22 protein-coding genes are annotated in these 25,750 nt (G+C 73.9%); 10 read left to right on the top strand and 12 right to left on the bottom strand.

The annotated features are described in order from the left end of the window. Positions 1–889: 889 nt before the first annotated feature. Entirely contained in the window at positions 890–2,089 is a 1,200-nt protein-coding gene (locus ACZ514_RS18365) for a thiolase C-terminal domain-containing protein (protein WP_468171177.1), read from the bottom strand. A 227-nt stretch (positions 2,090–2,316) separates the two neighbouring features. On the opposite strand from ACZ514_RS18365, the gene ACZ514_RS18360 reads away from it, so the two are divergent. Both ACZ514_RS18360 and ACZ514_RS18355 read left to right on the top strand, forming a co-directional pair. Further along, positions 2,317–3,507, top strand: a complete 1,191-nt coding sequence (locus ACZ514_RS18360) for an acyl-CoA dehydrogenase family protein (RefSeq protein ID WP_468699835.1) — start codon at positions 2,317–2,319, stop codon at positions 3,505–3,507. Next, positions 3,507–3,980 (top strand): nitroreductase family deazaflavin-dependent oxidoreductase, encoded by a 474-nt coding sequence (locus ACZ514_RS18355; RefSeq protein WP_469125149.1) that lies wholly within the window; start codon positions 3,507–3,509, stop codon positions 3,978–3,980. The genes ACZ514_RS18360 and ACZ514_RS18355 overlap by 1 nt, the downstream gene beginning before the upstream one ends. 84 nt (positions 3,981–4,064) lie before the next feature. Here ACZ514_RS18355 and ACZ514_RS18350 read toward each other — a convergent pair whose 3' ends face one another. Continuing rightward, the gene (locus tag ACZ514_RS18350; protein ID WP_468171185.1) at positions 4,065–4,712 is read right to left on the bottom strand and encodes a TetR family transcriptional regulator; all 648 of its coding nucleotides are present in this window, start codon (positions 4,710–4,712) and stop codon (positions 4,065–4,067) included. Positions 4,713–5,140: 428 nt separating this feature from the next. Between ACZ514_RS18350 and ACZ514_RS18345 the strand changes: the two genes are divergently transcribed. The 3 genes from ACZ514_RS18345 to ACZ514_RS18335 all read left to right on the top strand — a co-directional run bounded on the left by ACZ514_RS18345 (position 5,141) and on the right by ACZ514_RS18335 (position 9,146). Beyond that, positions 5,141–5,974 (top strand): VOC family protein, encoded by an 834-nt coding sequence (locus tag ACZ514_RS18345; RefSeq protein WP_468171188.1) that lies wholly within the window; start codon positions 5,141–5,143, stop codon positions 5,972–5,974. A 95-nt stretch (positions 5,975–6,069) separates the two neighbouring features. After that, positions 6,070–8,514: a protein serine/threonine kinase AfsK gene (gene afsK / locus ACZ514_RS18340; protein ID WP_468171191.1), complete on the top strand. Its 2,445-nt coding sequence runs from the start codon at positions 6,070–6,072 to the stop codon at positions 8,512–8,514. 134 nt (positions 8,515–8,648) lie between these two features. Next, complete coding sequence (locus ACZ514_RS18335; protein ID WP_469125148.1) at positions 8,649–9,146, top strand: peptidylprolyl isomerase; 498 nt, start codon at positions 8,649–8,651, stop codon at positions 9,144–9,146. Positions 9,147–9,204: 58 nt separating this feature from the next. Here ACZ514_RS18335 and ACZ514_RS18330 read toward each other — a convergent pair whose 3' ends face one another. The 5 genes from ACZ514_RS18330 to ACZ514_RS18310 form a co-directional block, all read right to left on the bottom strand. After that, positions 9,205–9,681 carry a hypothetical protein gene (locus ACZ514_RS18330; RefSeq protein ID WP_469125147.1) on the bottom strand — a complete coding sequence of 159 codons (477 nt, stop codon included), beginning with the start codon at positions 9,679–9,681 and terminating at the stop codon, positions 9,205–9,207. Positions 9,682–9,753: 72 nt separating this feature from the next. Further along, positions 9,754–10,197: an SRPBCC family protein gene (locus ACZ514_RS18325; RefSeq protein ID WP_468171200.1), complete on the bottom strand. Its 444-nt coding sequence runs from the start codon at positions 10,195–10,197 to the stop codon at positions 9,754–9,756. A gap of 256 nt (positions 10,198–10,453) precedes the next feature. Next, on the bottom strand, positions 10,454–11,230 hold the full coding sequence (locus tag ACZ514_RS18320) for an enoyl-CoA hydratase/isomerase family protein (protein WP_469125146.1): 777 nt from the start codon (positions 11,228–11,230) through the stop codon (positions 10,454–10,456). After that, on the bottom strand, positions 11,227–11,703 hold the full coding sequence (locus ACZ514_RS18315; RefSeq protein WP_468171205.1) for a Zn-ribbon domain-containing OB-fold protein: 477 nt from the start codon (positions 11,701–11,703) through the stop codon (positions 11,227–11,229). The genes ACZ514_RS18320 and ACZ514_RS18315 overlap by 4 nt, the downstream gene beginning before the upstream one ends. Positions 11,704–11,713: 10 nt before the next feature. Then, on the bottom strand, positions 11,714–12,865 hold the full coding sequence (locus ACZ514_RS18310; RefSeq protein WP_468699839.1) for a lipid-transfer protein: 1,152 nt from the start codon (positions 12,863–12,865) through the stop codon (positions 11,714–11,716). Positions 12,866–12,957: 92 nt separating this feature from the next. Between ACZ514_RS18310 and ACZ514_RS18305 the strand changes: the two genes are divergently transcribed. Together ACZ514_RS18305 and ACZ514_RS18300 are read left to right on the top strand one after the other, a co-directional pair. Further along, on the top strand, positions 12,958–14,670 hold the full coding sequence (locus tag ACZ514_RS18305) for a FadD3 family acyl-CoA ligase (RefSeq protein WP_469125145.1): 1,713 nt from the start codon (positions 12,958–12,960) through the stop codon (positions 14,668–14,670). A 44-nt stretch (positions 14,671–14,714) separates the two neighbouring features. Continuing rightward, the gene (locus tag ACZ514_RS18300) at positions 14,715–16,652 is read left to right on the top strand and encodes a LamG-like jellyroll fold domain-containing protein (RefSeq protein WP_468171214.1); all 1,938 of its coding nucleotides are present in this window, start codon (positions 14,715–14,717) and stop codon (positions 16,650–16,652) included. Here ACZ514_RS18300 and ACZ514_RS18295 read toward each other — a convergent pair. The 4 genes from ACZ514_RS18295 to afsR form a co-directional block, all read right to left on the bottom strand. Beyond that, positions 16,606–17,106 carry a MarR family winged helix-turn-helix transcriptional regulator gene (locus tag ACZ514_RS18295; protein WP_468171217.1) on the bottom strand — a complete coding sequence of 167 codons (501 nt, stop codon included), beginning with the start codon at positions 17,104–17,106 and terminating at the stop codon, positions 16,606–16,608. The genes ACZ514_RS18300 and ACZ514_RS18295 overlap by 47 nt on opposite strands. 96 nt (positions 17,107–17,202) lie before the next feature. Further along, positions 17,203–17,934 (bottom strand): class I SAM-dependent DNA methyltransferase, encoded by a 732-nt coding sequence (locus ACZ514_RS18290; protein WP_469125144.1) that lies wholly within the window; start codon positions 17,932–17,934, stop codon positions 17,203–17,205. Between the two features lie 286 nt (positions 17,935–18,220). Further along, entirely contained in the window at positions 18,221–18,421 is a 201-nt protein-coding gene (locus ACZ514_RS18285; RefSeq protein ID WP_468172457.1) for a hypothetical protein, read from the bottom strand. A 181-nt stretch (positions 18,422–18,602) separates the two neighbouring features. Beyond that, positions 18,603–21,635, bottom strand: coding sequence for an SARP-family global regulator AfsR (afsR, locus tag ACZ514_RS18280; RefSeq protein ID WP_468699844.1), 3,033 nt, complete (start codon positions 21,633–21,635; stop codon positions 18,603–18,605). Positions 21,636–21,789: 154 nt separating this feature from the next. Here afsR and ACZ514_RS18275 point away from each other — a divergent pair, with 154 nt between their 5' ends. Next, the gene (locus ACZ514_RS18275) at positions 21,790–23,019 is read left to right on the top strand and encodes an amidohydrolase family protein (protein WP_469125143.1); all 1,230 of its coding nucleotides are present in this window, start codon (positions 21,790–21,792) and stop codon (positions 23,017–23,019) included. A 61-nt stretch (positions 23,020–23,080) separates the two neighbouring features. Here the strand turns inward: ACZ514_RS18275 and ACZ514_RS18270 are convergent, their stop codons facing one another. Then, a complete protein-coding gene (locus ACZ514_RS18270; protein WP_469125142.1) occupies positions 23,081–24,160 on the bottom strand; it encodes an alpha/beta fold hydrolase in 1,080 nt (359 codons plus the stop codon). Between the two features lie 209 nt (positions 24,161–24,369). Between ACZ514_RS18270 and ACZ514_RS18265 the strand changes: the two genes are divergently transcribed. Together ACZ514_RS18265 and ACZ514_RS18260 are read left to right on the top strand one after the other, a co-directional pair. After that, entirely contained in the window at positions 24,370–25,218 is an 849-nt protein-coding gene (locus tag ACZ514_RS18265; RefSeq protein WP_468172469.1) for a helix-turn-helix domain-containing protein, read from the top strand. Continuing rightward, entirely contained in the window at positions 25,215–25,457 is a 243-nt protein-coding gene (locus ACZ514_RS18260) for a DUF397 domain-containing protein (RefSeq protein ID WP_469125141.1), read from the top strand. Before ACZ514_RS18265 ends, ACZ514_RS18260 begins: the two co-directional genes overlap by 4 nt. Positions 25,458–25,750: the final 293 nt, after the last annotated feature.

Below are 25,750 nucleotides of genomic sequence, written 5' to 3'. Positions count from 1 at the left end.
TCCGGCCCGCGTCCTGGGCTGATACCTGCACGCGATGTTGATCCCAGTCCCATCGGGCAGCGGGGGGCGCGTGAGATCGCTACGTGCTCCTCATTTCTCGGCGGCTGGTGGTCGTCTGGGGCTGAGGGGTGCCGGGACGGCAGCCGGGGGGTGCTTTGAGGGGGAAATGCGGCTGTCCGGGGGCCTTTCGCGGGTCTTTCGACCGTCTGTCGGAGTGTGGCGTTGTCTTCTTCAACGGCAGACTCCGGCAGAGACCCTTCAGGTCTCATCCATGGTCGCCAAATGAGGGCAAAAGGGGTGATTCCCCTCCCTGGTGGGCCGCATGAAGACAGGCGGCGCCGCAGACGCCTCCCAGACGGAAGCGTGTAGCGATCTGACGCGCCCCCGCTCCCCGATGGGGCTGGGATCAACATTCCGTGCGGGTATCAGCCCAGGACGGCGGCCGGACGCTAAGCCAGGAGGAGCGCGTAGCGATCAGACGCGCCCACCGCCCCCGAAAGGGGCTCTGATCGACATGTGGTGCAGGTATCAGCCCCGGACGGTCGTCGGACGCTATGCCATGGGGAGCGCGTAGCGATCTGACGCGTCCGGGTGGATGGCCGGGGGTCTTTGGGGGCCCGCATGCAGGTCACGGTCAGGGCCCGGCCTACCCCGTCTCATCGCTGATACGGGAGTCCTTCTCCTCTGGACCGTCCCGTTTCTTTGGGGGGTTCTCGGCAGTCCTTGTCTTTCCGGGGCGGGACGGTCGGTCAAGGGTGGCCGAAGGCCATCGCGTAGCGACGCGACGAAGGAGCGCCCTTGAGGGACCGGCCCGACACGGAAGGACGATGGGACTGACGGGAAACCCCCAAACCAGCTGTGACGCCGGTCCAGGGGGTGCGGGCGGCCGCTACCCCCGGCCCAGGAGCACCGTTCCCGATGAGCAGAACCAGCCTCCCGTGCCCGACGCCAGGGCCACCTCCGGCAGGCGGCCCCCGCGCTTGGTGACCTGGCCCGGGCCCGCTTCGCCCCGGAGCTGGCGGACGGCTTCGACCAGGAGGAAGAGGCCGCGCATGCCGGGGTGGCAGGCGGAGAGGCCGCCACCGTCGGTGTTGACCGGGAGTTCTCCGTCGCGGAGGAGGCGGCCCTTGTCGACGAAGGCTCCGCCTTCGCCCTTGGCGCAGAAGCCGAGGTCCTCCAGCGTCACCAGGGTCATGTACGTGAAGGCGTCGTAGACCTCGGCGAGGTCCACGTCCGCCGGGGTGAGGCCCGCGTCGGCGAAGGCCCGGCGGCCCGAGACGGCCGCCGGGGAGACGGTGAAGTCCTCCCACTGCGACATGGTGGTGTGGGAGACGGACGTGCCCGTGCCCAGGATCCAGACGGGGGCCTTGGCGGTGTCGGGGACGTGGTCCTCCGCCGCCAGCAGCACCGCGCAGCCGCCGTCGGAGCGGATGCAGCAGTGGAGCTTCGTGAAGGGGTCCGCGATCGGTTCGGACGTCAGGACGTCCTCCACCGTGATGGGGTCCCGGTACATCGCGTCGGGGTTCGTCGCCGCGTTCGCGCGGGCCTGGACGGCCACCGACGCCAGCTGCTCCAGCGTCGTCCCGTACTCGTGCATGTGCCGCCGCGCGGCCATGGCGTACTTGGCGACGAGCGTGTGTCCGTACGGCACCTCGAACTGCAGCGGCCCCCGCGCCCCGAACGACAGGTTCGAGGTGCGGCGGCGGGCCTTGATGTCGGCGCGGGCCGTGGAGCCGTAGACCAGCAGGACGGCGTTGGCGTGGCCGGCGGCGATGGCGTCGGCGGCGTGGGCCGCCATGACCTCCCACGTGGAGCCGCCGACGGAGGTCGAGTCGACCCAGGCGGGCCGCAGCCCGAGGTACTCGGCCACCTCGACCGGGGCGAGGACGCCGAGCCCCGCCGAGGCGAAGCCGTCGATGACGGAACGGTCGAGGCCGGAGTCGGCGAGGGCGCGGCGGGCGGCCTGCGCGTGCAGGGCGTAGGGGGTCGGGCCGTCCACCCGGCCGCAGTCGGAGAGGGCGACGCCGACCACGGCGACCCGGCGGCGGGAGGGAGAGGGGGGTACGGGTGCAGACAGGGGTCCAGGCATGGGGGGACGGTACATCTGACGGGCCGTCAGCTGCTAGACCGGGAGCTCCCGGGTCGAGGTGCCCGAGGTGCCCGAGGTGCGGACCGCCCCCACGCCCCATTCCCCACCCCCCGGCCGCCCCACCCGCCCCCGCCCCGCCACCCCCCAAACGCCCCCCTCCGTCCCCTGGGCTTCTCGCCCCCGCCGTCCTAACATGACGCCCCGTCAGATACGGGAGGAGCCCGACGATGGATGCCGCCTTCACCGCGGAGCAGGACGAGATGCGCCGCACCCTGCGCGAGGTCCTGGGCAAGCGCTGCGGGCCGGACGAGGTCAAAGCCGCCGTCCGGACCGCCGCGGGGCACGACCGCGAGCTGTGGCAGGAGCTCTCCCGCCGGATCGGACTGCCCGGCCTCGCCGTCGCCGAGGAGTACGGCGGCGTCGGGTGTCCCCCGGGCGACCTCGTGCTGGCCTGCGAGGAGACCGGGCGGGCGCTGCTGCCCTCGCCGCTGCTGGCCACCGCCGTCCTCGCCGCCCCGCTGGTCGCCGTACTCGGCACCCCCGCGCAGCGTTCCGCCCTGCTGCCGCCGCTGGCCGGCGGGGAGCTGACGGCCGCCCTCGCCGTGCCCGGCCCCGCCCTGGCCGCGGCCCTCGCCCTGACCGGTGACAACACCCCGGGCGACTGGGCGGGCGGGGGCCGCGCCGGCGGGGTGCAGGCGCGCCGCGCCGAGGACGGCTGGCGGCTGTACGGGGAGGTGCCGCAGGTGCTCGACGGGCACAGCGCCGGCCTGCTGCTCGTCGCCGCGCACACCGGCGGCTTCGCCCGGAGCCGGATCCTGCTGTTCCTCGTACGGGAGGACGCGCCCGGCCTCGTACGGGACCGGCAGACCGCCCTCGACGAGACCCGTCCGCAGGGCCGCGTCCAACTGCGGGACGTACCGGCCGAGCCGCTGGGTGCCGAGACCGGGGCCGGCGTGCTGCCCGCCCTCGCCGCCGCCGGCCGGGGGGCGGCCGCCGTCCTCGCCGCCGAGGCGGTCGGGGCGGCCGACCGGGCGCTGTCGCGCACCGTGGAGTACGTCTGCCGGCGCGAGCAGTTCGGCCGGGCCGTCGGCTCCTTCCAGGCGGTCAAGCACCGCCTCGCCGACCTCTACGTACAGCTCCAGGCGGCACGCTCGGCCGCCTACTACGCCGCCTGGGACCCGGACCAGGGCGGCCTCGCCCTCGCGCAGGCGCTGGAGGCGCTGCGCACCACCGCAGGCGAGGCGATCCAGCTGCACGGGGGCATCGGCTTCACCTGGGAGCACGACGCCCACCTCTACTTCAAGCGGGCGGCCGCCGACGAGCTGCTCTTCGGTCCCGTCCACCGCCTCCGCGCGCACGCCGCGCACCACGCGGGCCTCTTCGAACCGTCCGTGACCCCGGAGAGGGCGGCCGTCTGATGGCTCTCGGCGTCAAGCTGATGCAGAAGGTCTCCTCGACCCTCCTCTTCGCCAGGATCGCGCCCCGCTTCATCCCCGCCCTGGACAAGGCCGTGCACCGGCTGACCCGGGGAAAGGTGCTGCTCAGCGCCCGGATGCTGCCGGGGCTGGTGCTCACCGCCAAGGGTGCGAGGACGGGTGAGCCGCGCACCACGCCGCTCGCGTGCATGCCGGAGGACGGAGGCGCGAGCTGGCTGCTGATCGGCTCCAACTTCGGCCGCCCCGGCCACCCGGCCTGGACCGGGAACCTGCTCAGGCACCCGGACGCGGAGGTGAGCTGGCAGGGGCAGGACATCGCCGTACGGGCCCGGCTGCTGGAGGGGGCCGAGCGGGCGGCGGCGTGGCGGGCGGTGCTGACGTTCTGGCCGCCGTACGCGACGTACCAGGCGCGCATCGAGCGCGAGATCAGGCTGTTCCGCCTGGAGCGGCGCTGATCGAGGGCCGCCCGGCGGGGCGCTCCGACGTGGCCGCGCGGTGGCGGGGGGATGCGGGCGGCGGACCCTCCAGGGGGTCCGCCGTCACCTGGTCGGCTTCTTGCCGGTGATGCCCAGGTGGACGAGCAGGGCGAGGTTCGGCTTGAGTTCGGCCTGCTTGACGCCCCAGGTCTGGAAGCCCTTCTGGTGCGAGGCGACCGCGGCCAGCATCGCGACGAGCGAGCCCGCCATCGCCGCCGGGCTGAGGTCCTTGTCGACCTTGCCCTTGGCCTGGAGTTCCTTCATCGACTCCGTGAGGGAGTTGGTGACGGAGTTCAGGATCTTCATGCGGATCTTGTAGAACCGCTTGTCGCCCTCGGCGGCGCCGAGGTCGACGACCCGCAGGATCGCGTCGTTGCGCCGCCAGAACTCGAGGAACCCGTCGACGAGTTCCTCGGCGGCGGCCCAGCCGGCCTTGCCGACCCAGTTGCGGCCCTCGACGAGCGCCGTCAACTGGGCGCCCTCCGTGGCCATGTGCTCGGCGATCTCCAGGACGGCACCCTCGACGTCCGGGAAGTACTGGTAGAAGGTCGCGGGGGAGGTGCCGGCCTTGCGCGCGACGTCGATCACCTTGACGTCGCGGTACGGCGAGGAGCTGAGCATCTCGCTGAGGCAGTCGAGCAGCTTCTGCCGCGTCGCCTGGCCGCGCCGGCCGGCGACACGCCCGTCGACGGTGCGTACTTGTCCTGTCATGCCGTCAGCTTACCGAGGGGGGATCGGCGCGCTATTCGGCCGCCTGCAAATGGGGTGAGGAGGCCGCCGACCAGGCCGGGAGCGTCCGTGCGCGGCATCGGGGGGCGGATTCCGGCCGCTCCGCCGGCGGCGCCCCGCGGGACCGCGGCACCCGGGGGAGCCCCCTCCGTGCCCGGGAGGTATCCCCCGAATAGTCTTATCAACAGGCTGTGGACAAGTTTTCGGGACGACCATGGCTCACAGGGAGGAAACGTACGGTCCCTGGGCAATCCTTCTCCAAGTGGTACGACCCGCCCGAACCGCACGCCGCCCGAACCGCACGCCGCCCGAACCGCACGCCGACCGACCGTCCGCCCGCGCCCCGACCCGACCCCGCCCCACCGGCCCGCCCGACCCGCACGCCCCGTACGACGGAAGGAACCCGCCCCATGGCCGCAGCCGCATTCGCGGAAGGCTCGCCCTGCTGGGTCGACGCCTCGCTCCCGGACGTCGAGGCGGGCAAGCGCTTCTACGGCGAGCTCTTCGGGTGGACCTTCGCCGGCAGCGCCGGCGCCGAGTACGGCCACTACACCCAGGCCTACAGCCGCGGCCGCAACGTCGCCGCCCTCGCCCCCAAGCCGGACGGCCGCATGCCCACCGTCTGGGGCGTCTACCTCTACACCTCCGACGCCTATGCCTGCGCGGCCCGCATCCGCGCCGCGGGCGGCCAGATGGTGATGGACCCGCAGCCCGTCGGCCCCTACGGCACCGCCGCGATGGCCGCCGACCCCGGCGGGGCCGTCTTCGGCCTCTGGCAGCCCGGCACCCACCACGGCTTCGACGCCCAGGACGAGCCGAACACGTACTGCTGGGCGGAGGTCTACACGCGCGCCCGCGACGCCGTCGACGTCTTCTACGCCACCGTCTTCGGCTACGTCCCGCAGGACCAGGACGACTCCGGGACCGGCGTCGAGTACCGCCTCTGGTCCCCGCCCGGCAGCGCGCCCGGCCCCGACACCGCCGTCCTCGGGCGCAGCCTGATCACCGACGCCTTCCCGGAGATCATGCCGGCGCACTTCCTCGTCTACTTCGCCGTCCCCGACTGCGACCGCGCCGTCGCCACCGTGCAGCGGCTCGGCGGGCGCGTCACCGCCGATCCGTTCGACACGCCGTACGGGCGCATCGCGGTCGTCGCGGACAATCAGGGGGCCGTCTTCGCGCTCCTGTCGGAGCCGCGCGCGAACGCGCACCCGGAGCCGGGGCCGGACCAGGCGCGGGCCTGACAGAATCGGGTCGTACCCGTGCGCGGGCCGCTGGCAGGCGCGCACGGGTGGAAGCGGGTCCGGCAGGGGCCCGTACGGGGAGGTAGTGGAGGCGAGTGGTGGAGCAGCTGACGCAGCACGACCCGAGACGGATCGGCCCCTTCGAGGTGCTGGGACGGCTCGGCGCCGGCGGCATGGGGCTGGTCTATCTCGCACGGTCGGCGTCCGGACGCCGGGTGGCGATCAAGACGGTGCGGACGGAGCTCGCCGAGGACCAGCTGTTCCGGGTGCGGTTCACCAGGGAGGTGGAGGCGGCGCGCGCCGTCTCCGGCTTCTACACGGCGGCCGTCGTCGACGCCGACCCGCGGGCGGCCGTGCCGTGGCTGGCGACCGCGTACGTCCCGGCGCCCTCGCTGGAGGAGATCGTCAACGAGTGCGGGCCCATGCCCGCCCGGGCCGTGCGCTGGCTCGCGGCCGGCATCGCCGAGGCCCTGCAGTCCATCCACGGCGCGGGGCTCGTCCACCGCGACCTGAAGCCGTCCAACGTGCTCGTCGTCGAGGACGGCCCCCGCGTGATCGACTTCGGCATCGCGAGCGGGGTGTCCAACACCCGGCTGACGATGACGAACGTCGCCGTCGGCACCCCGGCCTACATGTCGCCCGAGCAGGCGAAGGACTCGCGCGGCGTCAAGGGCGCCAGCGACGTCTTCTCGCTCGGTTCGACCCTCGTCTTCGCCGCGACCGGACACCCGCCATACCACGGGGCGAACCCGGTCGAGACGGTGTTCATGCTGCTGCGCGAGGGCCCCAACCTGGAGGGGCTGCCGGACGAACTGCGGCCGCTGATCGACTCGTGCATGCAGATGGACGCCACCCAGCGCCCGACCCCCGCCGACCTCCAGGCGCAGCTCGCCCCGCACCTGTTCGACGGCGGCGACGACAGCGGCACGGCCTCCGCGTGGCTGCCCGAGCGGGCCGTCGCGATGATCGAGGCCCGCCGCGCGGGCAACCGTACGGGAACCACCCCGCCCCCCGTGCCCTCCCCGGCGCCGCCCGCCGGCCCCACGCACCGCAGGCCCCCGCGCGGCGCCGCCGAACCGTGGGCGGACCCGCGTACCGGGCAGGCCGCGCCGCCGCGTCCGGACCGGCCGCCGCTGACGCCGCCCCCGGACCGGCCGCCGCTGACCGCGCCCCCGGTGCCCGGGCCCGCCCCGGTGCCGGTGTCCTCGATGCCCGGCATGCCGGTGCTGCTCGGCGGTTCGCCGGTGCCGATCGGGCCCGGGCCGCGCGCGACGGCCTCCGCCCCGGCGGGGCACGCCGCCGCGGACTCGGCGACGGCCTGGGTGCGCCCGCCGGCCGGTGTCTCCGCGTCCGCCGCGGCCCCGCCGGCCACGCCGTCCGTGCCGGCTCCCGGGCCGTCCCCGGACAGCGGCCGCTGGCGGCCGTGGCGCTTCCGCATGTCCAACGAGGTCTGGGGCACCCCGACCGTCGCGGGCGACCTGCTGTACGTGACCTCCTTCGAGGTGCACGCCCTGGACGTCGGCAGCGGCCGGCGCCAGTTCAAGACCCGGGACGTCGCCTGGTCCATGGCCGTCGCCGACGGCCGCATCCACGCCTCCGACGGCCCCTCCCTGTTCGCCCTCGACGCCGGGGACGGCTCCGAGCGGTGGCGGCTGAACGCCGACGCCTGGGTGTACGCGCTGCGCGCCGAGCGGGGCACCGTCATCACCGCCACGCGCGGCGGCGGCGTCCAGGGCTGGGAGGCGTCCAACGGCCACAAGCTGTGGGAGCTGAGCGGCGCCCAGTCCGACTTCGAGACCCCGGAGGCCGCCCCCGTCCTCCACGAGGGCACCGTCTACGTGTGGCAGGACGCCCGGCTGCGCGCGCTGGACGCCCGCTCCGGCCAGGAGGCCTGGTCGTACCCGGTCGGCGACGCGGCCTCCTGCGGCAACGTCCCGGTCCGCGTCACCCCCGCCCCCGACGGCAACGTCTACGTCGCGGCCGGCACCCGCGTGCTGTCCGTCGACCGCGCCTCGGGCCGGGTCCGCTGGCACTTCGAGGCCCCCGCCGTCTTCCTGGCCCCGCCCGCGTTCGCGCCGGGGCCGGCGGTCACCGGCGGCGGCGTCTACCTCGCCGACTACCTGGGCACCGTGTACGCCCTGGACGCGGCCACCGGCAAGGACCGCTGGCGCATCGCCACCGAGCCGCGCCCGGCCGCGGACCCGGTCCTGGTGGCGAACGGCAGCGTCCACCTGGGCGCGGGCAGCGCCCTGTACACGCTGGACGCGGTCACCGGCACCCCGAAGTGGCGGTTCGCGGCGGGCGGCGAGATCACCGGCCCCCCGGTGGTCGCCGACGGCCGGGTCCACTTCGGCTCCGCCGACCACTGCCTCTACACCCTGGACGCGGCGGGCGGCCAGCTCCGCTGGAAGCTGGCCACCGGCGGCGAGATCACCGGCGCCCCGGTGGCGGAGGCGGGCGTGGTCTACGCCTGCAGCAAGGACCGCTGCGTCTACGCCCTGGACGCCGCCAAGGGCACGGGCACCCGTACGGGCGCCTGACGCGGCCCCGGGTCCCGCCGTCACCGTCCCGCCCGCCCGCCCGCCCGGCCGGCGAGCGGGACGGCGACGCGCCACGAGGTCCGTCGGCGGACCCTCGGGTCGCGTTCCGCACCGGGAGTGACAGGATGGGACCCATGAGCAACGTTTACTTCGACATCAACATCGACGGCGCCCCCGCCGGCCGCATCGTCTTCAGCCTCTTCGACAAGGTCGTCCCGAAGACCGCCCAGAACTTCCGCGAGCTCGCCACCGGCCAGCACGGCTTCGGCTACGCGGGCTCGCCGTTCCACCGCGTCATCCCGCAGTTCATGCTCCAGGGCGGTGACTTCACCAACCAGAACGGCACCGGTGGCAAGAGCATCTACGGCGCGAAGTTCGAGGACGAGAACTTCGACCTGAAGCACGACCGCCCGTACCTGCTGTCGATGGCGAACGCCGGCCGCAACACCAACGGCTCGCAGTTCTTCATCACCACCGTCGTCACCCCGTGGCTCGACGGCAAGCACGTCGTCTTCGGCGAGGTCGTCGAGGGCAAGGACGTGGTCGACGCCATCGAGAAGCTGGGCACCCCCTCGGGCGCCACCCGCGGCAAGATCGAGATCGCCGCCTCCGGCGTCGTCGACGCCGCCTGATCGACCCCCGTGCCGGTCGGCCCCGCTCCCCCCTCGGGGGTGCGGGGCCGCCGCCGTCTCAGAACTCCCTCGGCTCCCGGACCGTCGTGTCGCGCGGCAGTTCGCGGCGGACGCGGCGGGGACGGCCGCGCATCACCGCCGCCGCGAGCAGGAGCAGGGCGCCCGCGCCGAAGGCGTTGGCCACCCCGTCGCCCAGGCCCGTCCCCTCGACGCCGACCGACAGGCCCCCGGACGCCTGGCCCTGCCGGACCATCCAGAGCACCGCGAAACCGAGGACGACGACCCCGGCGAGCGCCATCAGCAGCCGCGAGCGCCGAACGACCGCCGGCAGCGCGAGCACCGCCGCGCACAGGAAGGGCAGCAGCAGCGAGCCGTACAGCGCGGCCCCGTCGTCGGTGATGCCGGAGCCGGAGAAGAGCTCCTCGACGCGGTAGTCCCGTCCTCGGCGGCCGTCGTACCAGGCGCGGAAAGGGCTCCAGACGGCGGCGACCGCCCCGATCACGCCCATGAGCGCGCCGGCTGCGTTGCGGATCATGCCCGTCCCTCCGGGGTAGCGGTCATGATCCCGACGCTACGTCCGAGGTTCCCGGGCCGCACGCCGGGCGGGTCAGGACGGGGTGCGGGCCGATTCCACGCGGGCGCGCAGGGCGTCGTTCATCGCGGCGAGGTCGCGGGCCGCGCCCTCCAGCAGCGTCCCGAGCAGGGGGACCAGCAGCCCCCGGTAGCGCTCCCCGTGCTCCAGCCGGGTGGTGCGGCCCGGGCCCTCGGCCAGGCGCAGGAAGTGCTCGCCGTCGCAGAGGCCGCGCAGGAGGACGTGCCCGCCCCAGCGCAGCTCCCGGCCGGGGACGGCCACCAGCACGGTCGGCCGGGAGGCCGTCGGCCTCCGCGACCCGGGGCACGTCCTCAGGGTCAGCCGTTCCCCGGGCACCGCCTCCCCGGCGGCCTCCCGGATGAACGGGTTCCAGGCGCGGTAGCGGGGGAAGTCGGCGAGGACCGCCCAGACCTCCCGGGGGGTCGCGCCGATGGTGATCTCGGTGGAGATGGTGCGCACTGGTGCCGTGCTCCTCGAAGGTGGTTCGCTGGCACCGAAGGGACGCGGAGGGGGTGCGGTCGGCCGCCGGGTTCGGTGCTCGGGATGCAACCACGGATTCCGTGGCCGCAGCGCGGGCAGGGGGGCGGCTTCGCTGGCGGCGCAGAGAATGGAGGAGGGCGTTCCGGGTGTCGGGCGGTGAATGCCGACACGTCGGACGGCCCCGGACCCGCCCGTCGGCGCGGCCGGCCCCGCCCCCCGGCCCCGCGCCCGCCCGTCAGCGCAGCCGGAACCCCGCCCCCCGGCCCCGCCGCGCGAACAGCTCCGCCTGCCGCTCCGGCGGCAGGTTCCCGAGCGCGATCAGCGCCGGCGCCTGGTCCAGGGCCTGCTGGAGCGCGGCCCGCTTCGCCGACCACAGGGCCCGCACGGTGCCCTGTACGCCCTCCGCCGGGAACCCGGCGAGGGTCCGCGCCGAGCGCAGCGCCGCCTCCAGCAGCTCCCCGGGCTCCGCCAGCTCCGAGACCAGCCCGATCTCGTGCGCCCGCCGCGCGGAGAGGCGTTCCGCCGTGCCCATCAGGGACATCCGGGCCGCCTCGCCGAAGGGCATCCGCTGCGCCATGTACACGGCCTCGTAGGCGCTGACCATCCCGTACGAGGTGTGCGGGTCGAAGTAGGTGGCGCTCGTGGAGGAGACGATGAACTCCGCCTCGCCCAGCAGGTAGAACGCCCCGCCGCAGGCCATGCCGTTGACGGCGGCGATCACCGGCTTCCACAGGTCGTTGGCCTTGGGCCCGATCGCGATCAGCGGGTCGTCGGAGGAGTACGGGGACCGCGGCTGCGGTACCTCCACGGACCGGTCGATCCCGGTGCAGAAGGCGGCGGTGCCCGCGCCGGTCAGCACCACCGCCCGCACGTTCCCGTCGAAGCGCAGCTCCCGCCACACCCGGGCCAGTGCGGCGGCCGTCTCCAGGTCGATCGCGTTGTGCCGGTGCTCGCGGTCCAGGGTGACGACCGCGACGCCGGCGGCCCGGTCCCGCTCCACGCGCGGGGTCACGCCTTCTCCAGGATCCAGCGCGGCACGCTCATGCCGCCGGTCTCGGTGAAGACCACCTGCACCCGGGCGCCGATGCGCAGCCGGGCCGGGTCCACGGAGTTCAGCGGGGCGCCGGCCGAGGCGACCAGGTTCCCGGCCAGCCGGATCCCCGGCGCGTCCGCCAGCTCCACGAGGATGACGTTGTACGGGGCCTGCGCGGCGTACGCGGGCAGCAGCGGCGGGTGGGGCCGTACGTAGGACCAGATCCGGCCGCGGCCGCTCATCGGACGCCACGCGCCGTCGAAGGACTGGCAGTGCGGGCAGCAGGGCCGGGGCGGGAAACGCAGCCGGCCGCAGGCGGCGCAGGCCTGGACGCGGAGTTCGCCGCGGGCGGCGTACTCCCAGAAGGGGGCGCCGTCCTCGTCGGGGACGGGCAGCAGCAGGGACTCTCCGGCGGTGGACTCTCCGGCGGGGGACTCTTCGGCAGTGGTCATCGTCGGTTCCTCACGCGCGCAGCAGGATGGCGGACGTCGGGACGCCCTCGCCCGCCGTCACCAGGCAGGTGGCGGCGTCCGGCACCTGCGCGGTGGAGGTGCCGCGCAGCTGCTTGACGCCCTCGGTGATCAGGTTGAAGCCGTGGACGTAGGCCTCGCTCAGCCCGCCGCCACCGGTGTTGACCGGCAGCCGGCCGCCGGTCTCCAGGGCCCCGCCCTCGGTGAAGGCGGCGCCCTCGCCGCGCCCGCAGAAGCCGTAGCCCTCGAGGGAGAGCGGGATCAGGGGGGTGAAGGCGTCGTAGATCTGGGCGACGTCCACGTCCGCCGGGCCGAAGTCGGCCTGCTTCCACAGGTGGCGTGCGGCGGTCCAGGCGGGTCCGGACAGCGGGTCGTCGTTCCAGTAGTTGACCATCCCGTGGTGCTGGGCGGGCAGGCCCTGGGCGGCGGAGTGCACGTAGACGGGCTTCCGCCGGCAGTCCCGGGCGCGCTCGGCGGAGACGATCACGCAGGCGAGCGCCCCGTCCGTCTCCAGGCAGTTGTCGAAGAGGCAGAGCGGCTCGCTGATCATGCGGGAGGTCATGTACATCTCGCGGGTCAGCGGGCGCTCGTACATCATCGCGGCGGGGTTCTCGTTGGCCCGGTTGCGGCAGGCCATGGCGACGTTGAAGAAGTGGTCGCGGGTGGCCCCGTACTCGTGCATGTAGCGGCGCGCCAGCATGCCGATCTCGTCGGCGGGGCGCAGCAGGCCGAAGGGGCGGGTCCACTGGCCGGGCGTGGGCAGCTGGACGGCGGTGTTCTTCCAGGGCCGGGGGCCGCTGCCGCGTTTGCGGGAACGCCAGGCGACACCGACGGTGGCCTGGCCGGTGGCTATGGCGGCGGCGAGGTGGCCGACGGTGGCGCAGGAGCCGCCGCCGCCGTAGCCGACCTTGGAGAAGAAGGTGACGTCGCCGGCGCCGATGGCCTTGGCGACCTCGACCTCGTCGGTCTCCTCCATCGTGTAGGAGGCGAAGGCGTCGACCTCGGCGGGCGCGATGCCCGCGTCGGCGAGGGCCGCGAGGACGGCCCGGCAGGCCAGTTCCTTCTCGGACTGCGGCAGCCGTCTGGCGAAGGCGGTCTGGCCGATTCCGACGATTGCCGTAGCGTCCTTGAGCGTTGCCGCCATCGCCACCTCCGGGTGCGCCAGTACTGACAGCCGCGAAGGCTACAGCTAATCTGACGGATAGTCAGCTGCTGGGATCCAGGGAGGGCGGGCGGATGTACGAGGGCGCGGGCGCGAACGGCATCGAACACGGCTCCGGACCGGCCACCGGCCCCACGGCCCCGGGCCACGGCCCCACCGCCCCGGCCGCCGGGACCGCAGACCCCGACCCCCGGGGGGACCTGCGCTGGGGAACCGTCGCCGCCCTCGTGCGGGACGCCGCCGAGCGGTACGCGGCCCGCGAGGCCGTCGTCGACGGACGGACCCGCATCACCTACGCCGAGCTCGGCGCCCGCGTCGAACGGGCCGCCGCCGCCTGCCTCGCCGCCGGCACCGAGCCGGGGGACCGGGTCGCCGTCTGGGCGCCCAACACCCTCGAGTGGATCGTCTCCGCCCTCGGCGCCGTCTCCGCGGGCGCGGTCCTCGTCCCCCTCAACACCCGCTTCAAGGGCGCCGAGGCCGCCTACGTCCTGCGCCGCAGCCGCGCCCGCCTGCTGTTCGTCACCGGCACCTTCCTCGGCACCTCCTACGTCGCCTCCCTGCGGCGCGCCACCGCCGAAGGCCCCGGCACCGGCCCCCTCCCCGGCCTGCCCCACCTCGAGCACGCGGTGGTCCTCGCCGACGACGCCCCCGAGTCCTTCCGCACCTGGAAGGACTTCCTCGCCGGCGGCGACGCGGTACCCGCCCGCGCCGTCCGCGAACGCGCCGACGCCATACGCCCCGACGCCCCCTCCGACATCATCTTCACCTCCGGCACCACCGGCAGCCCCAAGGGCGCCGTCATCACCCACGCCCAGACCCTGCGCTGCTACGCCGTGTGGAGCGAGCTCGCCGGACTGCGCGAGGGCGATCGCTACCTGATCGTGAACCCCTTCTTCCACACCTTCGGCTACAAGGCCGGGATCATCGCCTGCCTGATGCGCGGCGCCACGATGGTCCCCCAGCCCGTCTTCGGCGTCGACACCGTCCTCGCCAACATCGCCGCCGAACGGATCTCCGTCCTCCCCGGCCCGCCCACCCTCCACCAGTCCCTCCTCGACCACCCCCAGCGCGGCCACCACGACCTGTCCGCCCTGCGCCTGGTCGTCACCGGCGCCGCCGTGGTCCCCCTCCGGCTCGTCGAACGGCTCCGCGCCGAACTGCGCATCGCCACCGTCCTCACCGCGTACGGGCTCTCCGAGGCCGGCGGCATCGTCACCATGTGCCGCCGCGACGACCCGGCCGAGACCGTCGCCGCCACCTCCGGACGCCCCATCCCCGGCACCGAGGTACGCGTCACCGGACCCGACGGCACCGCCCTCCCCGCCGGCACGCCCGGCGAGGTCCTGGTCCGCGGCCACCACGTCATGCGCGGCTACTTCGAGGACCCCGAGGGCACGGCCGCCGCCCTCACCCCCGACGGCTGGCTGCGCACCGGCGACGTCGGCGTCCTCGACACGGCGGGCAACCTGCGCATCACCGACCGGATCAAGGACATGTTCATCGTCGGCGGCTTCAACGCCTACCCCGCCGAGATCGAGCAACTCCTCGGCCTGCACCCCGACATCGCCGACGTCGCGGTCGTCGGCATCCCCGACCCGCGGCTCGGCGAGGTCGGCAAGGCCTACGCGGTCCGCCGCCCCGGCTCCACCCTCACCGCCGACGACCTGATCGCCTGGTCCCGCCGGGAGATGGCCAACTACAAGGTCCCCCGGGAGGTGGAGTTCCTCGCCGCGCTCCCGCGCAACGCGAGCGGCAAGGTCCTCAAGACCGAGCTCAGGAAACGCTGACCGCCTTCCACGGCCCTCCCCGCCACCCGCGTTAGCCTGCACGGGTGAGCTCGCAACAAGCAGGTGTTCGATTCCGGTGGGACGTCCGGATATGGGCCGGGGCCGCCGTCGTCGTCGCGCTGGTCCTCGCCGCCGTCGTCCTGCTGCCCGGCGCGCCCGCCGGAGGCGGCAGGCCGGCCGGCGGGTCCGGCGGGAAGAAGGCACCGGGACTGACCGCCGCCGTCTCCGCCCCCTTCAGCGCCTTCACCGAGGGCTACGACTGCTACCGCATCCCCACCCTCGTCACCACCAAGGACGGCACCCTGCTGGCCATCGCCGAGGCCCGCACCGCGAGCTGCAACGACATCGGCGACATCGACATCGTCCTCAAGCGCTCCACCGACGAGGGCCGCACCTGGGGCCCCATGCAGGTCGTCCGCGGCGCCGGCGACCCCGGCGCCTACGGCAACCCCGTCCCCGTCGTCGACTCCGCCTCCGGACGCATCACCCTGCTCCACGCCTACAGCACCTGGACCCCCGACGCCGACGGCAACCGTGTCCGCGGCCCCCGCGAACTGCGCCTGGCCCACAGCACCGACGACGGCGCCGGCTGGAGCACCGACCCCGCCCCGCAGCCCCAGCTCAAGGGCGCCGACTGGGCCTGGGTCTCCGTCGGCCCCGGCCACGGCATCCAGCTCACCCCCACCCGGCCCGACCGTCCCGGCCGGCTCGTCGTCAGCGCCGACTACCGCACCGAGTCCCACGAATCCGGCGCCCAGCTCCTTTACAGCGACGACGGCGGCCTCACCTGGCTGCCCGGAGCCCGCTGGGGCGCCCCCGAAGGCACCCCCGCCCCCAACGAGCCCGCCCTGACCCAGCTGCCCGACGGCCGGATCTACGTCAACGCCCGCTCCACCGCCACCTGCGGCACCGACGACCACCGCGTCTCCGCGATCATCGAGGACGCCGCCGCCCCCGCCGTCCCCGGCCCCGGCTTCCTCCCCGTCACCGGCCTCACGGCACCGCCCGCCGCCGGCTCCGTGCTCCAGCTCCCCGGCGGACCCCTGCTGCTGTCCGCGCCCAGCCGCCCCGGCGCCGAGTTCTCCGACCGCTGGACCCTGGCCGTGCGCACCTCGCAGGACGAGGGCCGCACCTGGTCCAAGGACGGCGCCGTCGTCCTGCGCGAACGCGCCGGCTACTCCGACATGACGGTCCTGCCCGGCGGCCGCGTCGGCATGCTCTACGAGACCGCCAACGGCACCCCGCACGGCTACATCAAGTTCACCGCGTTCGCCCCCCACGAACTCCGGACCGCCGCCGAGGACCTCACCCCCCGCCACACCACCGACGCCACCCCCTTCCGCCACCACGCCGTCGTGCACGGCGCCCCCAGGCTCGGCAACCGCCCCGACGGCGGGAAGACCATGCGCTTCGACGGCAAGGACGACTTCCTCCGCCTGATCAACTGCCCCGACGAACTGCGCCTCGGTGACGCCGACTTCGCCGTCACCACCTGGGTCAAGTACAAGACCCGGGGCCAGGACGAGGAGAGCGGCCTGCGCCGGCCCCTCCTCTGGGCCTACGGCCAGGGCCCGGCCGCCCGGCAGTTCCGCATCGAGGCCGACCCCGCCACCGGCCGCCTCGAAGCCACCGTGAACGCCGGCACCGGCCCCGCCTCGGTCGCCACCCGCACCCGCGTGGACGACGACACCTGGCACCACGTCGTCTTCCAGCGCCAGGGCACCCGCCTCGAACTCTCCGTGGACGGCGCCCCGCCCGCGACCACCGCCCTGGCCCCCGACCAGATGGACCTGCGCCCCACCGGGGCCTTCACCATCCACCTCGGCACGCAGCCCGACCACAAGTCCTTCTACGCGGGCGCCCTGGACGACGTACGCGTCTACGGCCGCGCCCTTTCCGCGAACGACACGGCCCGCCTCCGCGCCGGCCATGACGTCACCGACCAGGAGCGGGTCCGTCTTCCCTTCGACCGCGTCTGGTGACGCCGCCGGTCAGGTTGTCGGTGACGCGCTGGAGCACGGAGACCGCGGTCGCGTACTCCTCCTCCGTGATGTCGCCGACGAGCTCGGCGCGCACCCGGTCCATGTGTTCCTTCGCCGTCGCCAGGCCCTCGCGGCCCCGCTCCGTGAGGGTCAGCCGGCCGTCCGTGCCGGTGCCGAGCCAGCCCCGGTGGACGAGGGCGTCGCAGGCGTCGGCCATCACCAGGGCGCCCATGCCGTAGGGCACGGGCACGGCGCGGACCTCCTCCCTGGTGAGGCCCTGCCCGGCCCGAGCGATGTTGTTGAGGGCCCACCACTGGGGCTGGGTCACGTCGATGCGCGCCAGGGCGGCCTGCGAGTGGCGCAGGATCGCCTCGGTGGCGCCCCAGGCGACCAGGGCGATGGGCGGCCGGCCGAGCGCGGCGGTGCCGTTCTTCGGGGTGCTCGAGGTCGTCATGACCGCCACGCTAGGACCTCGAGCGCGGTCGAGGTCAAGGCCGGTTCGGAGCCCCACGGCCGCGACGGTGCGGCGCCCGCACGGTCGCGAGGGCTTTCAGGCGTCGGCCGTCCTGCGGGCCAGGAGGAGGCGCCAGCGCGGGGTGCCGTCCTCGCGGCGGCCGAAGTGTTCCAGCGGGACCGTCTCCACCGTGAAGCCGGCCGCCGTCAGGTCCGCGCGGACCGGGCCGAAGGGGAAGGTGCGGTAGTACATGACGAACGGCGGGCGCCACACCGCGTTGCGCACCCGCATCACCGCGTCGAAGCCCGCCACCGCCCACCACAGCGGCGAGGTGAGCGGCACCGGGGCGGAGACGGGGAAGGCGAAGACGCCGCCCGGCCGCAGCGCGCGGTGCACCCCCGCGAAGAGGGCGGGCCGCTCGGCCGGCAGGAAGTGCCCGAAGGCCCCGAAGCTCACCGCGAGGTCGTACCCGCCTCCGAGGGAGTCCGGCAGTGCCAGCGCGTCGGCCCGTACGAGGTCCACGCCCTCGGGGTGCGCCCGCGCGGCCTGCGCCAGCATGCCCGCGCTGAGGTCGACCCCGGTGACCCGGTCCCGGCACAGCCGGCGCAGCATCCCCAGGCCGGCGCCGGTGCCGCAGCAGACGTCCAGGCCCGAGCCGAAGGAGCCCTCCCGCGCGGCGAGGGTCTCCTCGACGGCGTCGAGCATCCGGTCGGGCGTGCGGAACGGGGTCAGGTCGAACTTGGGCGCGAGCAGGTCGTAACCGTGCTCGACGGACGACAGGGCCTGGACGGCCAGTTCGCGCAGGCTGGGTCCCTGGGAAGTGAACACGGTCACATCCTACGGCCGTGCCCTGCCGGCCCCTGGCGTGCACCGGGCCCGCCCGGGCGCGGACACACGGATGCGCGGCGGCCGCGGTGGTCCCCCTCCGGCCACCGCGGCCGCCGCGCGTCGTTCCCCCGTGCGGACGGCCCGGATCCCCCCGAATCCCCCGTGGACCGTCCGTCCCGGCGTTCTCCCCCCGTACGCCCCCCGAGCGGTTCCCCCGTACGTCCCCCGTACGACCGCTCAAGGGCCCCCCGTACGTTCCCCCGTACGTCTCGCCGTGCTCCCGGTGTTACGGGAGCGGGCCGGACGCGTGGTTGTCCAGCGAGACGATCTCCTCGCCGGAGGTCTGGACCCCGTCCGGTGTCCCTCCGGGCTGCGCCACCGGCGGCTCCGCGGGAAGCTCCCGCGGATCGGCCTCGGCGCCCGAGGCGTGGTTGTCGAACGGTCTGATGTCTCCGTCGAGCGGCAGGCTGTTCTCGTTCGTCGTCATCGGATCTCCAGATCGTGTGTCGGGCCCGTTCGGCGGTTCCCCCGTGGACCGCCGAACGGGTAGTCCTCCAACCGGCCCGGATGCCCCCCGAAGCGCCGGGTCGATGTATCCATGGTGGCGTGCGGCGATAAACGAACGATGAACGTCCACGTCCATCGCGGAGCCGCCCCGGCCGGGCGGGTCAGGCGGCCAGTTCCGACGCCAGCAGGGCCCGTACCTCGGCCAGTTCGGCGGACCCCAGCTGGGCGAACACGGTCTCCGCGTCCCGCCAGCAGGCCCGCGCCCGGTCCGGCTGGCCCAGGCGCCGCAGCGCCTTCCCGAGGACGGTCAGCACCGTCGCCCGGCGCCACTCCCCGCCGATGCCGCGCAGCGCGATGGCCTGCTCGGCGTGCTTGGCCGCCAGGGTGGGCCGCAGCGCCGCCAGGTGCGCCTCGGCGAGCCGGAAGTGCGTGACGCCCTCCCACAGCGGCTGGCGGTTGTCGTGGAACAGCGACAGCGCCTCGCCGAGCTGGGCGAGGGCCTCGCCGAGCCGGCCGGCCTGGGTGAGGGCGATGCCCAGCGCGTAGCGGCCGTTGGCCAGGCGCAGCGTCAGCCCCATCCGGTCGTAGACGGCGATGCCCTGCTCGGCGAGGTCGATGGCGCTGCCGAGGCGGCCCAGGCCGACGTGGATGCGGGAGAGGTTGCACAGGGCGCTGGCCTCGCCGATGCGGTTGTCGTCGGCGCGGAAGTTCTCTATGGCCTCCAGCAGGTAGCGCTCGCCGTCCTCGTAGCGGTTCTGGTAGAGGGCGATGATCCCCCGGTCGTTGGGGGCCCAGCAGCTGGGCAGCGGGTCGCCGGCCTCGCGCGCCAGGTCCATGGCCTGGCGGGCCTCGTCGTCGGCCTCGCAGAAGCGCCCGGCGAAGAGGTGGACCATGGTCAGGGTGGTGCGCGCCCGGCCCTCCGCGCGCGGGTCCCGTGCGGCGCGGGCGGCCTCGCACAGGGTCAGCGCGGCGGACTCGTACTGCTTGGAGTTGGCACCGGACTCGGCGAGGTCCTTGGCCGCCCACAGCAGGTCCACGGCCCGTCGCAGCGCTCCGGGGCGGCCGGCGGACTGCCGTACGCAGGCCAGCAGCGGGTCGGCCTCGGCGAAGAGCCAGTCGAGGGCGGCGCGCGGGTCGGTGAGGACCAGGCCGGGGTGGCGGGTGGCGCTGAGGTGGGCGGGGAGCCGGTCCCCGGGGCGCTCGACGGCGTACACGCGGGCGGCGGTGGCGAGATAGAAGTCGAGGAGCCGGTCCAGGGCGTCCTCGCGGCCCGGGGGGCGCTCGTCGCGTTCGGCGCACGCACGCGCGTAGAGGCGTACGAGGTCGTGGAAGCGGTAGCGGCCGGGCGCGGCGGATTCCAGCAGGGAGCAGTCGACTAAAGCCTCCAGGAGGTCCTCGGTGTCGTGCTCGGGCAGGTCGAGGACGGCGGCCGCGGCGGCCAGCGAGACGTCGGGGCCGTCGGCGAGCCCGAGCAGGCGGAAGGCGCGCTGCTGGGCGGGCTCGAGCTGGCCGTAGCCCAGCTCGAAGGTGGCCTTGACGGCGAGGTCGCCGGCCTGGAGCTCGTCGAGGCGGCGGCGCTCGTCGGCGAGTTTGGCGGCGAGGACGGAGACGGTCCAGGTGCGGCGGGCGGCGAGCCGGGACGCGGCGATGCGGATGGCGAGCGGCAGGAACCCGCAGGCGCCGACGACGTCGAGGGCGGCCTGTCGTTCGGCACCGACCCGTTCGGCGCCCACTATGCGGGTGAACAGCTGCAGGGCCTCCTCGGGGCTCATCACGTCGAGGTCGACGAGATGGGCCCCGGCGAGGCCCGACATCCGGACCCGGCTGGTGACGAGGGCGGCGCAGCCGGCGGTGCCGGGCAGCAGCGGCCGGACCTGGGCGGCGTCCCGGGCGTTGTCGAGCAGGACCAGGACGCGGCGGCCGTCGAGGGCCGAGCGGTAGAGCGCGGCCCGGTCGGCGGGGGAGTCGGGGATGGAGCTGTCGGGGGTGCCGAGGGCGCGCAGGAAGGAGCCGAGGACGGCTTCGGGGAGGGCGGGGCGGGGGTCGGTGCCCTGGAGGTCGACGTAGAGCTGGCCGTCGGGGAAGTGCGGCCGGGCGGCGTGCGCGACGTGCACGGCGAGGGTGGTCTTGCCGACGCCGCCGATGCCGGCCAGCGCGGAGACGGCCATGACCTGCCCGTCGGCACCGGCGAGGATCTCCCCGAGCTCGGTGACGAAGGCGGTGCGGCCGGTGAAGTCAGGCACGGTGGCGGGCAACTGGGCGGGCCTCACGGGGACGGGTGCGGCGGCGGGAGCGGGGTCCTCGGCGCGGGCGAGTTCGGCGTCGGCGTTCAGGATCCGCTGCTGGAGCGCGGACAGCTCGGGGCGCGGGTCGACGCCGAGTTCCTCGGCGAGGAGCCGGCGGGTGTCCGCGTACACGGCGAGGGCCTCGGCCTGCCGGCCGCTGCGGTAGAGGGCGAGCATCAGCAGCTCGCGCAGCCGCTCCTGGAGGGGGTGGGCGGCGGTGAGGGCGGTGAGTTCGGAGACGGCCTCGGCGTGGTGGCCGACCTCCAGGTCGAGGTCGAGGCGGGTCTCGAGCAGCTGGAGGCGCCATTCGGACAGACGGGTGCGCTCGGTCTCGGCGTGCGGGCCGGGGACCCCGGCGAGGGGTTCGCCGTCCCACATCTCCAGGGCGCGGGCCAGCAGCGTACGGGCGAGGGTGCGGTCCCCGGCGGCGCGCGCCTTCTCGGCGTCGGCGGCCAGGCCGCGGGCGATGCCGAGGTCCAGGGCCTCCTGGTGGCGCAGCCGGATGGCGTAGCCGCCGGCGTCGCTGACGAGCAGCCCGGGTTCGAGGACCTTGCGCAGCCGGGAGGCGTAGGTGCGGATGGTGGCGAGGGCCTGCTGCGGGGGGTCGTCGCCCCAGATGGCGTCGATCAGTTCGGGCGCGGTGGCGGTGCGGCCGTCGCGCAGGAGCAGTACGGCGAGCAGCGCGCGCTGCTGGGGGCTGCCGGAGGGCAGGGCCTCGCCGCCGCGCCAGGCGCGGACGGGGCCGAGGACGGCGAAGCGGTTGTCGGCGGGGGCCGGGGCGGGGGCCGCGTGCGCGCCGGGGGACGCGGGGGTGTCCGGGGGCGCGCTGGTGCGGGTGCTGCTGCTGGTGCGGGACCGGGCCGCTTCGGGGTGGTTCCGCTGGTGCGGGATGGCCGGTACGCCGTCCATCTGTCGTCCCCCCTGCCTTCCGTCGGTTTAAGGGTCAGTCTGCCCTGTGTCGTGCGTACGCGTCAGCCCGCGGCGGAGCCATCCGCTCCTGGCCGGGGCGCGATCCCGGCCGCAGTGGCTGACGGTTCGTCAGATCAGCGCTACGGTGGAAGGCATGGAGACCTTCCCGAAGATCATCTCGGTGGACGACCACACGGTTGAGCCCCCCCACGTCTGGCGGGACCGGCTCCCGTCCAAGTACCGCGACACCGGCCCCCGGATCGTCCGCGCCCCCCTGAAGGAAATGACCTTCCTCGGCGGCAGGTTCGCGCCCGTCATGGGCGCCAGGGACGACGAGGGCCCGGTCGGCGACTGGTGGGTGTACGAGGATCTGCACCGGCCGCTCACCCGCCTCGACACCGCGGTGGGGTACGACCGTGACGAGATCAAGCTGGAAGTCATCACCTACGAGCAGATGCGCCCGGGCTCCTTCTCGGTTCCCGAGCGGCTCGCCGACATGGACGTCAACCACGTCCAGTCCGCCCTCTGCTTCCCCACCTTCCCGCGCTTCTGCGGCCAGACCTTCACCGAGGCCAAGGACCGCGAGCTCGGGCTGCTCGGCGTACGCGCCTACAACGACTGGATGGTGGAGGAGTGGTGCGGCCCCGAGGCGCACGGCCGCCTCATCCCGCTGACCCTGGTCCCGCTGTGGGACGCGGACCTCGCCGCCGCCGAGGTCCGCCGCAACGCCGCCCGGGGCGTGCGCGCGGTCGCCTTCTCCGAGATACCCCCCCACCTCGGGCTGCCGTCCATCCACACCGACGCGTGGGACCCCTTCCTCCGGGCCTGCGACGAGACCGGCACGGTCATCGCCATGCACATCGGCTCTTCCTCGAGGATGCCGTCCACCTCCGCGGACGCCCCGCCGGCCGTCGGCTCCACCATCACCTTCGCCAACTGCTGCTTCTCGATGGTCGACTGGCTGATGAGCGGCAAGTTCGAGCGCTTCCCGAACCTGAGGATCATGTACGCGGAGGGCCAGATCGGCTGGATCCCCTACGTCCTCGAGCGCGCCGACGTGGTGTGGGAGGAGAACCGGGGCTGGGGCGGAGTCGCCGACAAGGTGCACCGCCCGCCGTCCGAGCTCTTCGCGGAGCACGTCTTCGGCTGCTTCTTCGACGACGCCTTCGGGCTGCGGAACCTGGGCGCCATCGGGGTGGGCAACGTCCTCTACGAGACGGACTACCCCCACTCGGACTCCACCTGGCCGAAGTCCCGCGAGGTCGGCGAGGCGCAGATGGGCCACCTGGACGCGGACGTGGTGGACCGCATCGTGCGGGGCAACGCGATCGACCTGCTGGGGCTGACGGCGGAGGGGCTCTGGGCGGGGGCGCAGGGGGCGTAGGGGGCGCAGGGGGGTGGGGGGCTGCCCGTCTCCGACGGTGAAACCATGACCCCGGGGGGCGTCAGGCGGTGGTGGGGGCGGCCGTCACGGCCGGGCGGACGTGCGTCAGGAGCAGCTCGAGGAAGCGCTCCGGGTGGCGCAGCGCCGCGAAGTGGCTCGCGTCCTCGATCAGCTCGAACGCCTTCACCGGAGCCTCGACCGCGTCGAAGTACGCCTTCGCCCGCGCCGCCGGGGTGATCACGTCGCGGGCACCCTGGAAGACGAAGAACGGCATCCGGAAGACGGTCCCCTCCGCCCAGACGTCGATGCCGTGGGACCCCGGCGTGACGGACTCCGAGAACCCCTGCGCCCTGAAGTACGCCGCGATCCGCCCGAGGGAGTACAGCGGCGACAGCCACAGCGAACCCAGGACCACCTTCTTCACGGTGTCCAGCGTCAGCGGGTCGCTGCCCGCGCACAGCTTGTCGTACGCGGACCGCTGCCCCGGGGTCCACCGGCGAGGATCCGGCCCCATGGCCTCCACCTCCGCCACCGCCTTGGCCTTGCCCGCGGCCCGGAGCCGCTCCAGGGTGGCGTCGTACGCGGAGGTGTCGCGGCCCGCCTCGAGGACGTTCTGGTCGGTGCCGACGTACGCGGAGTAGAGCTCGGGGTGCTCACGGGCCAGGCGGAGCCCGAAGACGGTGCCGAAAGAGCCGGCCAGAAGGACGACGCGTTCGACGCCGAGGCGCTCGCGGACGTGGTGGGTGACTTCGAGGGCGTCCGCGTAGAGCTGTTCGAAGGTGACGGGCCCCTGGGCGGGCGCGCCGCCGTTGGCGAAGGTGAGGCCGGCGCCGCGCATGTCCCACCGGACGAGGGTGAAGTGCCGCTCCCAGCACCGCGTGCGCGCCCCGTAGGGGGAGTTCGCCGCCCCGGGCCCGCCGTGGATCTCCAGCAGCACCGGGTTCGCCCGGTCCTCGCCCCGCACCGAGATCCACTGGGGGATGCCGCCGATGCGGACGAACCCCTGCTCGTCGATGCCGCCCGGCGCCTCGATCCGCATCACGCGTGCGTGGGCGGCCCGGCGGAGCGCGCGGTGGGTGAGGAGGGCGGCGAGGGGGGCGGTGAGGACGGGAGCGGCGGTGAGGGCGAGGGCGGTCAGCATTACTGTTTCCTTCGGACACTGTTTATCGGTTGAGCGGGAGCTTACGCGAAGACAGCGGCGTGTAAAGGCCGTTGGTGATCGCGGATGGCCGGATTCGACCGAGGCACTGCTACTGGGGCGCTGTACGAGTCGGGGTGCTGGGAGGTGGGGAAGAGGGCCACGAGCATGGCGCGGAGGTGCGTGAGTTGGGGGTGTCAGAGGTGGAGCGCGTGAACGACGCCGACTGTGAGACCGAAGAGGAAGAAGAGGGCTTCGAGGACCCGAACGGGGCCCTCCGCAGCTTCGCGGCCGTCCTGAAGGCCTTCCGAAAGCGCGCCCGCCTGACCCAGGAGGGCCTGGGCGAGCTGATCGGCTACTCCCCGCAGTACATCGCCTCGGTGGAGCAGGCCCGTCGCTACCCGAGTGAACGGCTGGTGGAACTGGTCGAGGAACAGCTCGACTGCTTCGGGGCGGTGAAGGGTGCGGCCCAGTACCTGACGCGGCCGAGGCGGGTGGCGTCGTGGTTCCGCAAGTGGGCCCTGCTGGAGCCGACGGCGCTGAGCCTGTACACGTACGAGTGCCGGATGGTGCCGGGGCTGTTGCAGACGGAGGGGTATGCGAGGGGGCTGTTCGCGGAGCGGGTTCCGCCTCTGGAGGACGAGAAGGTAGAGAGCCAGCTCACGGAGCGGCTGGAACGCCAGCGCATACTGTCTGCGCTGCCCAAATCTTCCTTCAGCTTCATTCTCGAGCAGTCGATCTTCGACCGATGCTTCGGAGGGGCTGACTCCATGAGCGACCAGATCTCTCACATCGTGGACCTGATCCGACTGCGCAATGTGACCGTCCAGGTCATGCCCAGGGATCAGACTGATCACGCAGGTATCTCCGGCCCGCTCAGGCTGCTGGAGACACCTGACCATCAATGGTTTGGGTACGGCGAAGGTCAGCGCACGGGAGTGCTCATCTCGGACCCGGCAGAGGTCAGCATCCTCCAGCAGCGGTATGCCAAACTGCGTTCGCAGGCTCTCAATCCGGCTGATTCGCTGGGCCTGTTGGAGAGAACGCGAGGGACGCTATGAGCAACTCCGATCTGCGCTGGTTCAAGAGCAGCTACAGCGGCAGCGACGGCGACAACTGCGTCGAAGTAGCCCTCTCCTGGCACAAGTCGACGTACAGCAGTGCCGACGGTGACGACTGCGTCGAGGTGGCCGCCTGCGCGCAGGCCGTCCACGTCCGGGACTCCAAGGTGACGGCCGGGCCCGAGCTGGCCCTGGCCCCTGCGGCCTGGGTCGCCTTCCTCGGCGGCGTCACGGCCTGACGGGGTTCCGGCCGGGCGGTATCGGAGAAGGTTGGGGGCTTCCCGTCAGTCCCATCGTCCTTCCGCGTCGGGCCGGCCTGTCAAGGGCGCTCCTTCGTCGCGTCGCTACGCGATGGCCTTCGGCCACCCTTGACAGACCGTCCCGCCACGGAAAAACGAAGACTGCCGGGAAACCCCCAAAAGAACGGCACGGTCAAAGGGAGAGGGACGGGCGTCTCAGTGATGAGACGAGGGGTCGGGCCCTGGCCGTGTCCGCATGCGGGCTCCCCAGAGCCCCTCGGTGGTCCACCCCC

It is taken from the genome of Streptomyces sp. NPDC034086, assembly GCF_055575515.1.
Note: the sequence above shows the minus strand (reverse complement) of the source record. Positions and strands in the feature narration are given on the sequence as shown.

What these genes read in the sequence shown, in the direction of transcription:
- ACZ514_RS18365 (WP_468171177.1), bottom strand. Translation starts at nt 2,089, where the DNA reads ATGCCTGGACCCCTGTCTGCACCCGTACCCCCCTCTCCCTCCCGCCGC.
- ACZ514_RS18360 (WP_468699835.1), top strand. Translation starts at nt 2,317, where the DNA reads ATGGATGCCGCCTTCACCGCGGAGCAGGACGAGATGCGCCGCACCCTG.
- ACZ514_RS18355 (WP_469125149.1), top strand. Translation starts at nt 3,507, where the DNA reads ATGGCTCTCGGCGTCAAGCTGATGCAGAAGGTCTCCTCGACCCTCCTC.
- ACZ514_RS18350 (WP_468171185.1), bottom strand. Translation starts at nt 4,712, where the DNA reads ATGACAGGACAAGTACGCACCGTCGACGGGCGTGTCGCCGGCCGGCGC.
- ACZ514_RS18345 (WP_468171188.1), top strand. Translation starts at nt 5,141, where the DNA reads ATGGCCGCAGCCGCATTCGCGGAAGGCTCGCCCTGCTGGGTCGACGCC.
- ACZ514_RS18335 (WP_469125148.1), top strand. Translation starts at nt 8,649, where the DNA reads ATGAGCAACGTTTACTTCGACATCAACATCGACGGCGCCCCCGCCGGC.
- ACZ514_RS18330 (WP_469125147.1), bottom strand. Translation starts at nt 9,681, where the DNA reads ATGATCCGCAACGCAGCCGGCGCGCTCATGGGCGTGATCGGGGCGGTC.
- ACZ514_RS18315 (WP_468171205.1), bottom strand. Translation starts at nt 11,703, where the DNA reads ATGACCACTGCCGAAGAGTCCCCCGCCGGAGAGTCCACCGCCGGAGAG.
- ACZ514_RS18310 (WP_468699839.1), bottom strand. Translation starts at nt 12,865, where the DNA reads ATGGCGGCAACGCTCAAGGACGCTACGGCAATCGTCGGAATCGGCCAG.
- ACZ514_RS18305 (WP_469125145.1), top strand. Translation starts at nt 12,958, where the DNA reads ATGTACGAGGGCGCGGGCGCGAACGGCATCGAACACGGCTCCGGACCG.
- ACZ514_RS18295 (WP_468171217.1), bottom strand. Translation starts at nt 17,106, where the DNA reads ATGACGACCTCGAGCACCCCGAAGAACGGCACCGCCGCGCTCGGCCGG.
- ACZ514_RS18285 (WP_468172457.1), bottom strand. Translation starts at nt 18,421, where the DNA reads ATGACGACGAACGAGAACAGCCTGCCGCTCGACGGAGACATCAGACCG.
- afsR (WP_468699844.1), bottom strand. Translation starts at nt 21,635, where the DNA reads ATGGACGGCGTACCGGCCATCCCGCACCAGCGGAACCACCCCGAAGCG.
- ACZ514_RS18275 (WP_469125143.1), top strand. Translation starts at nt 21,790, where the DNA reads ATGGAGACCTTCCCGAAGATCATCTCGGTGGACGACCACACGGTTGAG.
- ACZ514_RS18270 (WP_469125142.1), bottom strand. Translation starts at nt 24,160, where the DNA reads ATGCTGACCGCCCTCGCCCTCACCGCCGCTCCCGTCCTCACCGCCCCC.
- ACZ514_RS18260 (WP_469125141.1), top strand. Translation starts at nt 25,215, where the DNA reads ATGAGCAACTCCGATCTGCGCTGGTTCAAGAGCAGCTACAGCGGCAGC.